Genomic DNA, 8,310 nt, shown 5'->3' on the forward strand with positions numbered 1-8,310 from the left:
TTGATAATGAGCGAATTAAGTGTAAATCACTTACTAGGAATAAAATATCTTAACAAGAAAGATATTCAACTTATTTTTGAAACGGCGGATCATTTTAAAGAAGTGATTAACAGACCCATTAAAAAAGTACCTTCGCTTAGAGATATTACCATTGCCAACCTCTTCTTTGAAAATTCAACCAGAACAAAATTATCTTTTGAACTAGCAGAAAAGCGTTTATCTGCCGATGTTATTAATTTTTCATCGGGGCAATCGTCCGTAAAAAAAGGAGAAACTTTAATAGATACCGTTAATAATATCTTATCTATGAAAGTAGATATGGTGGTAATGCGGCATCCTAATCCTGGAGCGGGAATCTTTTTATCAAATCATGTAAAAGCCAGTATCGTAAATGCCGGTGATGGCGCTCACGAACATCCCACACAGGCTCTGTTAGATTCGTATTCAATTCGAGAAAAACTAGGTGGGGTTAGGGGAAAAAAAGTGGTTATTGTTGGTGATATTTTACACAGTAGAGTAGCGTTGTCAAATATATTTGCCTTACAACTTCAGGGAGCTGAAGTAATGGTTTGTGGACCAAAAACTTTGTTGCCTAAGTATATAGATAAACTTGGTGTAAAAGTTGAAACAAACCTTCGTAAAGCTTTAAATTGGTGTGATGTAGCTAATATGTTACGAGTTCAGAATGAGCGTATGGATATAAGTTATTTTCCATCAACAAGAGAGTACACACAACAATTTGGAGTTAACAAAGATTTGTTGGATTCCTTAGATAAAGAAATCACTATCATGCACCCAGGACCAATAAACAGAGGTGTTGAAATAACCAGTGATGTTGCTGATTCTAATCAAGCAATCATTTTAGATCAGGTAGAGAATGGCGTAGCTATAAGAATGGCAGTGATTTATTTATTAGCTTCTAAAATAAAACATTAATCTTTAATCTATGATTTTTGATCAAGACGGAAATATAACTATCATAACACAAGAAAAAGCTACTACCATTGAGCTTGTGAAAAAACTTCAAGCTCTATATCCTAAATACAAAAACAATAATATTATTGTTAATTTAACTACGCTTGGTAAGATTAGTTTAGATGACATTATTGAATTTTTGCAGCTTTCAAATACTCATAGGGCGTCTAAACACTCTTTTATACTTGTTACCAATAAAGTAGAATTTGACGAGGTTCCTGATGAGATTGTTGTAGTTCCTACACTTCAGGAAGCTTATGATATTATTGAAATGGAGGAAATGGAGCGTGACCTCGGATTTTAATAAGTTTGTTGTTTAGTTGTATGTCGTTATTAAGTCGATACAGCTTTACAAATTAACAACATACAGATTTACATGAAATTAACCATTTTAGGTTGTTATAGTGCCACCCCAAGAATTTTAACCAATCCAACTGCTCAGGTTTTAGAGACCAAGGGTCATATGTTTTTGATTGATTGTGGAGAAGGAACACAAGTTCAATTAAGAAAGCACAAAGTTAAGTTTAGCCGTATTAAACATATATTTATTTCACATTTACATGGCGACCATTTTTTTGGATTGGTTGGTTTAATTTCAACATTTAGATTACTTACCAGAGAAGCCGATTTACATATTTATGGTCCTGAGGGTATTAAAGAAGTTATTACACTTCAAATGAAATTAGCAGATTCTTGGACCAATTATAAGCTCATTTTTCATGAGTTAACTTCCAAAAAGTCTGAATTAATTTTTGAAGACGATAAAGTTGAAGTACATACTATCCCTTTAAATCACAGAGTTTATACAAATGGTTTCCTATTTAAGGAAAAAAAAGGTAAACGAAAACTAAACATTGCTGCTGTTGAGGAAGCTAATATTAATGTAGCGTATTACCGTAAACTAACTCAAGGTTTTGATGTTGTTAATGAAGATGGTATTACTATAAAAAACGAAGCGGTAACAAGACCGGGTGATAAACCAAAGAGTTATGCGTTTTGTAGTGATACCATGTATAAAGAGGATATTGTTCCTATCATAGAGAACACAGATGTGTTATATCACGAATCTACTTTTTTAGACACACAAGCACACATAGCATTAAGAACAAAACATTCAACAGCAAAAGAAGCCGCTACAATTGCAAAAAAAGCTAATGTAGGGAAATTACTGCTTGGGCATTATTCTACGCGCTATAAAGACTTAAATGTTTTTAAAACGGAAGCAAGAGAGGTGTTTGAAGCTGTTGAGCTTTCAGAAGATGGAAAAGTTTTTGAATTTTAAAATGATTTAATTCTTATTCAATACATTTGAATATGGAAAATGACTTAAGTAACTACAGAAAGTCTTATGAAAAAGGGGAGCTACTTTTAAACAATGTTCCAGAAAACCCAATGGAACTATTTCAGAAATGGTTTTTTGAGGTAGATAATTATTTTACCGAAGATGAAACTAATGCCATGACTATTTCTACCATTGGTTTGGACGGATATCCAAAGAATAGGGTAGTATTGCTTAAAAAATATACCTACGAAGGCTTTATTTTCTATACTAATTATTTAAGTGAAAAAGGAAAGGCAATTGAGCAAAACCCTAATGTATGTTTGTCATTTTTCTGGCACGGTGCAGAACGTCAAATCATTATAAAAGGAAAAGCAGAAAAGATAGCCGAAAATTTAAGTGATGGCTATTTTGAATCTAGGCCACGTGGTAGCCAGCTAGGGGCGCTAGTATCTAATCAAAGTGAAGAGATAGAAAATCGCCAGTATTTAGAGCAAAAACTATCTGATTTAGAAAAAGAATTTCAAGGGAAAGAAATACCCAGACCTAAAAGTTGGGGGGGATACATTGTAAAGCCCGTTGAAGTTGAATTTTGGCAAGGGAGACCCAACCGCTTACACGATAGAATTAGATACAAACTTCAACCAGATTATAATTGGGTAATTCATCGATTATCTCCTTAATAAAACGATTAAATACATTTATGTGTTTAAAAAAGTCATTTAATCGTTTAAAAATGTATTTCATCGATTTTAAAAATGCATTTCATCGATTTTTATATCAAATAAAATGGTAGGCTGAATTAGGTTAATAAATTTATGGAACCAAATCTAAATTTACCTACTTATGAAGTTATTAACAAAATTGCCAATATTGGCATTGTTAGCTGTTTTGAGTTTTTCCTGCTCTACAGATAGCATAGATGAAAAGGTTAATAGTATTGAATTAAGCCTTAAAACTCCCCAAACAAAAACTATTGAAGTTGAAATTTTAGAACAAATTAACCACCATAGGTTGTCAGTAGGTCTTAAACCCCTGACTGATATGAGCGTTGTAAAATCGGTTGCTTTTAGCCATACAGATTATATGGTTGATAAAGATCAAATTTCTCATGATAACTTCTTTACACGAAGTAATTACCTAAAGGAAAACGTAGGTGCTAAGAGTGTTTCTGAAAATGTGGCTTACGGATATACATCTGCCGAAACTGTTGTTAAAGCTTGGTTAAGAAGTGAAGGACATAGAGAAACCATTGAAGGAGACTTTACTTATTTTGATGTTTCAGCAGAAAAAAATGCAGAAGGTAAGTGGTATTATACCAATATCTTTATTAAAAAATAATATTACTTAGTTCCAAAAGTAATATGAACCCATAACCTTATTTGATTTACTGATTTAGCAACTTTGCACGGTAGAGGTATTGTGCAATTAAAAAATTAAATAGGTTATTTATGATAACTTTATGTTATTGAATTTAGCTTTAGGTATAAAACCTTCCTATAGATAGGAAGGTTTTTTGTATTTGTAAACTAAGGAAGTTATTCTAAAAGCCTTTCCATTTCCAAAATTAATTGGGGAGTTATTTATAAGGATGTATTGGCTATAATGTATTGGTCTTCTATTTATATTAATTCTTTTTCGAATGTCTATGATAAATTATGAAGCATTGTTAACTGAACTTGTTTCAGGTTCTCTAAAAAATATCAATATTTATTAGTGTTTTGGGTTTTTAAAACGAGTTTGGTATGACACTAAATCAACACTAGGACATCAAGAGACTATTTAATACATTATACTATTTTAAAAATTGTTAGATTCCTCGTCACTTTGCTCTCTAGGTATGACATGATTCTCAAAAGAATTTCATTCTTTTATTTAAAACTATATATTTCAAATACATAGCGGTTTATTTTCTATTTGATTTTTATCTATATAAGCAAAAAAACCACCAAGCTTAAGCTTGGTGGTTTTATACAATAATTGAGTTTAGCTTTAATACTCTATTCCATTTTGATAATGATAAACTCGGTACGTCTGTTTAACTGATGACTGTTTTCTTCACAATTGACGCTTCCATCACATCCATTAGTTAATCTACGCTCACCAAATCCTTCATGAGCTGTAATTCTAGCTGCGTCAACACCATTATCAATTAAATATTGATAGGTTGAGTTAGCTCTATCTATAGATAGTTTGTCATTGTAACTTAACGTTCCTCTCGAATCGGTATGTGATTCTATTCTAATAACCATTCCTGGATACGTTTCGTTCATTAACTTAACGATCTTGTCTAATTCTACCGCTGCATCAGGACGAATATTGTGCTTGTCAAAATCGAAGTAGATGATACCTAAATCTGCTAAAATTGGAACATCTCTAACCGGCGTTAGTTCTAAGTTAGCTGTAATGGTAGTAACTTTAGGTTCAATTCCTTTAGAAGTAAATTCTTTAACGTCATCTTCGTATTTCTTTTGACTCGCTGTAATTTTATAGTCTACATCTCTATCGATATTAATTTCGTAATAACCTTCCTCATCAGTTTCCATATAAGCAATTTGTTTACCATTACCATCTAATAAAGTTATAATGGCATTAGGTACAGGCTTTTTGTTGACAATATCAGTTACCACACCTTCAACGTTTAATAGTGGCACTCTATTATAAGCATAGATATCATCATCTCCTTTCCCCCCCGGACGATTGGAAGCAAAGTAACCCGTTAACCCGTCTTCATTCATAGTAAAGGAAAAATCATCTTTACTAGAATTCACAGGAACTCCTAGGTTAATCACATCTACAATTTCATCATCTTCATTGGTAATAGTTCCAAAAATATCAAGCATTCCTAGTCCTACATGTCCATCAGAAGAAAAGAATAAGCTACCTTCATTATTGATGAAAGGCATTCCCTCAGAACCACTTGTATTTACTACATTACCTAAGTTTTTAGGTTCACCTAAACTTCCATCATCATTAATATCAACAACATAGATATCTGAAGCGCCAACGCCTCCAGGTCTATCAGATGCAAAATATAGTTTTTTATTATCTGGACTTAGCGCAGGGTGCTGCGTACTAAATTCAGAATCATTAATAGATAAATCCTCAACATCAGACCATATGCTATCTTTAAGAGTAGCTCTATAGATTTTTACCTGATTAATACCTTTACTATTACTGTCGTAAACGTTTTTAATAAAGCTATTTCTGGTAAAATACATTGTGTTGCCATCATTAGTGATTGTAACAGGACCATCATGATATATAGAGTTTACATCTCCTTTTAATTTTGAAGTGTGGTCTGCAGGCTCTTTACTATCTTTATCTACAGCGTAAACGTCCAAGAAAGGTTGTTCATTCCAGCCGTAAAGTCTTTTGATAGAAACACCTTCATCTCTGGTAGAGGCAAAGTATATTTTACCATTGTACTCATAAGCACCAAAGTCACTTAGTTTAGAATTATGATTGAATTTACTTAAAAAGTACTGCTGCTTTGCATTAAAGATATTAGTAATAAAATTACCTTTCTTTAAGTATTTTCCGGTATTTACAACACCTCCAGAATCTTGATAGCGTTTCATCCACTCTTTAGATTCATCGTATTTTTCAATACCTCTAAGGGCTTGAGCATAATTATAGTAATATTCAATAGGAACGTTTTCTTGAGCTACTGCTTTTTTGTAATATTTTGCAGCATTTTTAGCATCTCTCATAAGTGCATAACAATCTGCCAAACGTCTAACAACATAATCTTCGTTATACTTATTTTCAAGAAGCTCAAGATAAGTTTCAGTAGCTTTTACAAATGAGAACTTATTAAATAATGTATCTGCTTTTTTCTGTTTTCCATATTGTGCAGAGGCCGTTAAACTCACCGTCAATAGGATACAAACTAATATGTAATTTTTTAATTTCATGGGTGATTCTTTTTATTAGAAATATCTAGGTGATTTTAATTTATTACTCATAAACTTAAATTCATAAATTAACAATACTTCATGTGTACCACTCGTATAGTTATTTATATCAGAATTTGGTTTTTCATAGGCATAACCAAGACGTAATTGTCGAGACACTTGCACATCCATAAAACCTCCAAAGGCTCCAGCAGATTCATTCATTCTGTATGAACCACCAATCCAAAACTTCTCATTAAATAAAAAGTTAGCCGTAAAGTCATAAGATAGTGGTGCACCGTTAGTAGCTTTTATTAAATAAGAGGGTTTAAACTTCAACTTGTCACTTAAGTTAAACACATAACCACCGGTGAAGTAATAACTTAGCCTTTCAAGTGCTTCAAAGCCCTCTTCCTTATTTTGGTCATTATTAAGTACACGAGGCGCTGATAAGCCTAAGTACCATTTATTGGTGTGCCAAAAAAGACCTAAACCTATGTTTGGTGTCCATCTACTTTGGGTTCCATTAAAAAACGGATCATTCATAATACTTGGGTCGTTAATGAATTCCTGATCAAAACTATAACCCGTAAAACCAGCCTTTAAACCAAAAGCTAACTTACCATCCACACCTGTAGGTATGCTATATGAGAAATCTCCATACAAGTAAGAATAGTTTTGAGGACCTAAATCGTCTTGAATAAAAGACAATCCCAAACCAACCCTATCATTTCTTAATGGTGAATGAATAGAAAGCGTTTGTGTGATAGGACCTCCATTAAAGTCAACCCATTGACTTCTATGTAATCCAACGATGCTCAAAGCCTCTCTACTACCGGCATAAGCAGGATTAATTGAGATTGTATTGTACATGTACTGCGTAAACTGTGGTAGCTGTTGAGCCATTCCAAACACAGTGCTAAACAATGCAATAGCGATTATATAATGTTTAATAAGTTTCATAGGTTAAAGTTTTTATTTGGTTCCTAAGTATACTGGTCCGGTAAATGGAGCTAATCCAGATGCTGATCCATCACTATTTTTTAGAATTACTATATAATAATATGTTCCGTTTGGAGCTTTGTCAGCGTTTCCTATAGCACCCTTGGCTTGGCCTTCCCATTTTAAAGGTTCTGACATTCCTGTCTCATTGACACCAATAGGGTAGTTGTTAGATTCATAAATCAAAGCACCCCATCTATTAAATATTTTTACCTCAGAAGTAAAACCACATCCTGGGTCAGCGTCAATATCGAAACTTTGATTATAGAAATCACCATTAGGTGTTACTGCTTTAGATATGATGATATCCTCAGAGTTACAAGGGAAAACAATACAAGAATCATCAATAGATAATGTAACTTCAGTAGTTTCTAAACAGCCTGTAGGACTTGTATAGGTATAACTAAAAGTATATTCCCCTAAGAAATCCTCCAAGTTAGATGGATCGAAAATGTTATCATTTAGAACAGGGGTACCAACACCAGAGACAAATGTCCAACTAGCACTATCAGAGAAATTATTAATATAATTATCTAAATTGATTGTACCATCATCATAACAAGCACTATCCACTAGTTGAGTAACAAATTCATCAATAGTAACAGTAACAATTTGTTCTACTACTCTAGTGTTATTACAGTCGTCAACCGCTGTCCATTTTCTTATAATTTCATAATTCTCGGTAGCATTAGTAGTGTACATGTATTCTTCACTGAATGTTACCTGAACGTTTTCCGAACAGTTATCCGCAAAACCGAGTTCTGGAGCATCAGGAATAGCATCACAACTTGCAGAAATAGTTCCTGGTAATTGCGTTACTAACTCAGGTGCTTCATCATCAATCACTGTTATAATTTGTACTTGATCAGCAGCTGGATTGTTACAGTTATCGACTAAAGACCAAGTTCTAGTAATAATGCGTTCATTTGGACAATCACCATCGGCTATGCTATCAGAATAGGTAGTTTGGATGCCTGTAGAACAGTTATCAGCTTCATTAGCTACATCACCCGTAATAGTTAAATCACTAGCATCATCTTGACAGTTAATCGTTATATCGGCAGGCGCCGTAAATGTCGGTGCGATATTATCAGAGATGGTTATGGTTTGTGTTTGATCTTCAGCGGCATTACCACAGTTATCAACCAATGACCACGT

The 8,310-nt window shown here is 33.3% G+C and carries 8 protein-coding genes; 5 read left to right on the forward strand and 3 right to left on the reverse strand.

Annotated features, from left to right (window positions below; genetic code table 11):
• The first annotated feature begins 6 nt into the window (after window positions 1–6).
• From DFQ02_RS04105 to DFQ02_RS04125, 5 genes are all read left to right on the forward strand, one after another.
• Window positions 7–936, forward strand: coding sequence for an aspartate carbamoyltransferase catalytic subunit (locus DFQ02_RS04105; RefSeq protein WP_116039740.1), 930 nt, complete (start codon window positions 7–9; stop codon window positions 934–936).
• A 10-nt stretch (window positions 937–946) separates the two neighbouring features.
• Window positions 947–1,279 (forward strand): ribonuclease Z, encoded by a 333-nt coding sequence (locus DFQ02_RS04110; protein WP_116039741.1) that lies wholly within the window; start codon window positions 947–949, stop codon window positions 1,277–1,279.
• A gap of 72 nt (window positions 1,280–1,351) precedes the next feature.
• Entirely contained in the window at window positions 1,352–2,257 is a 906-nt protein-coding gene (locus DFQ02_RS04115) for a ribonuclease Z (protein ID WP_116039742.1), read from the forward strand.
• Window positions 2,258–2,289: 32 nt separating this feature from the next.
• Window positions 2,290–2,937, forward strand: a complete 648-nt coding sequence (gene pdxH, locus DFQ02_RS04120; protein ID WP_116039743.1) for a pyridoxamine 5'-phosphate oxidase — start codon at window positions 2,290–2,292, stop codon at window positions 2,935–2,937.
• 163 nt (window positions 2,938–3,100) lie between these two features.
• Window positions 3,101–3,595: a CAP domain-containing protein gene (locus DFQ02_RS04125; protein ID WP_116039744.1), complete on the forward strand. Its 495-nt coding sequence runs from the start codon at window positions 3,101–3,103 to the stop codon at window positions 3,593–3,595.
• A 659-nt stretch (window positions 3,596–4,254) separates the two neighbouring features.
• Here the strand turns inward: DFQ02_RS04125 and DFQ02_RS04130 are convergent.
• From DFQ02_RS04130 to DFQ02_RS15115, 3 genes are all read right to left on the reverse strand, one after another.
• The gene (locus DFQ02_RS04130; RefSeq protein WP_116039745.1) at window positions 4,255–6,171 is read right to left on the reverse strand and encodes an OmpA family protein; all 1,917 of its coding nucleotides are present in this window, start codon (window positions 6,169–6,171) and stop codon (window positions 4,255–4,257) included.
• A gap of 15 nt (window positions 6,172–6,186) precedes the next feature.
• Window positions 6,187–7,113, reverse strand: coding sequence for a PorP/SprF family type IX secretion system membrane protein (locus DFQ02_RS04135; RefSeq protein WP_116039746.1), 927 nt, complete (start codon window positions 7,111–7,113; stop codon window positions 6,187–6,189).
• Window positions 7,114–7,125: 12 nt separating this feature from the next.
• Window positions 7,126–8,310: T9SS type B sorting domain-containing protein (locus DFQ02_RS15115; RefSeq protein WP_181896345.1), on the reverse strand; the 1,185-nt coding region annotated here is incomplete at its 5' end.

It is taken from the genome of Seonamhaeicola aphaedonensis, assembly GCF_003386195.1.
GTDB lineage: Bacteria > Bacteroidota > Bacteroidia > Flavobacteriales > Flavobacteriaceae > Seonamhaeicola > Seonamhaeicola aphaedonensis.

What these genes read in the sequence shown, in the direction of transcription:
- DFQ02_RS04105 (WP_116039740.1), top strand. Translation starts at nt 7, where the DNA reads ATGAGCGAATTAAGTGTAAATCACTTACTAGGAATAAAATATCTTAAC.
- DFQ02_RS04110 (WP_116039741.1), top strand. Translation starts at nt 947, where the DNA reads ATGATTTTTGATCAAGACGGAAATATAACTATCATAACACAAGAAAAA.
- DFQ02_RS04115 (WP_116039742.1), top strand. Translation starts at nt 1,352, where the DNA reads ATGAAATTAACCATTTTAGGTTGTTATAGTGCCACCCCAAGAATTTTA.
- pdxH (WP_116039743.1), top strand. Translation starts at nt 2,290, where the DNA reads ATGGAAAATGACTTAAGTAACTACAGAAAGTCTTATGAAAAAGGGGAG.
- DFQ02_RS04125 (WP_116039744.1), top strand. Translation starts at nt 3,101, where the DNA reads ATGAAGTTATTAACAAAATTGCCAATATTGGCATTGTTAGCTGTTTTG.
- DFQ02_RS04130 (WP_116039745.1), bottom strand. Translation starts at nt 6,171, where the DNA reads ATGAAATTAAAAAATTACATATTAGTTTGTATCCTATTGACGGTGAGT.
- DFQ02_RS04135 (WP_116039746.1), bottom strand. Translation starts at nt 7,113, where the DNA reads ATGAAACTTATTAAACATTATATAATCGCTATTGCATTGTTTAGCACT.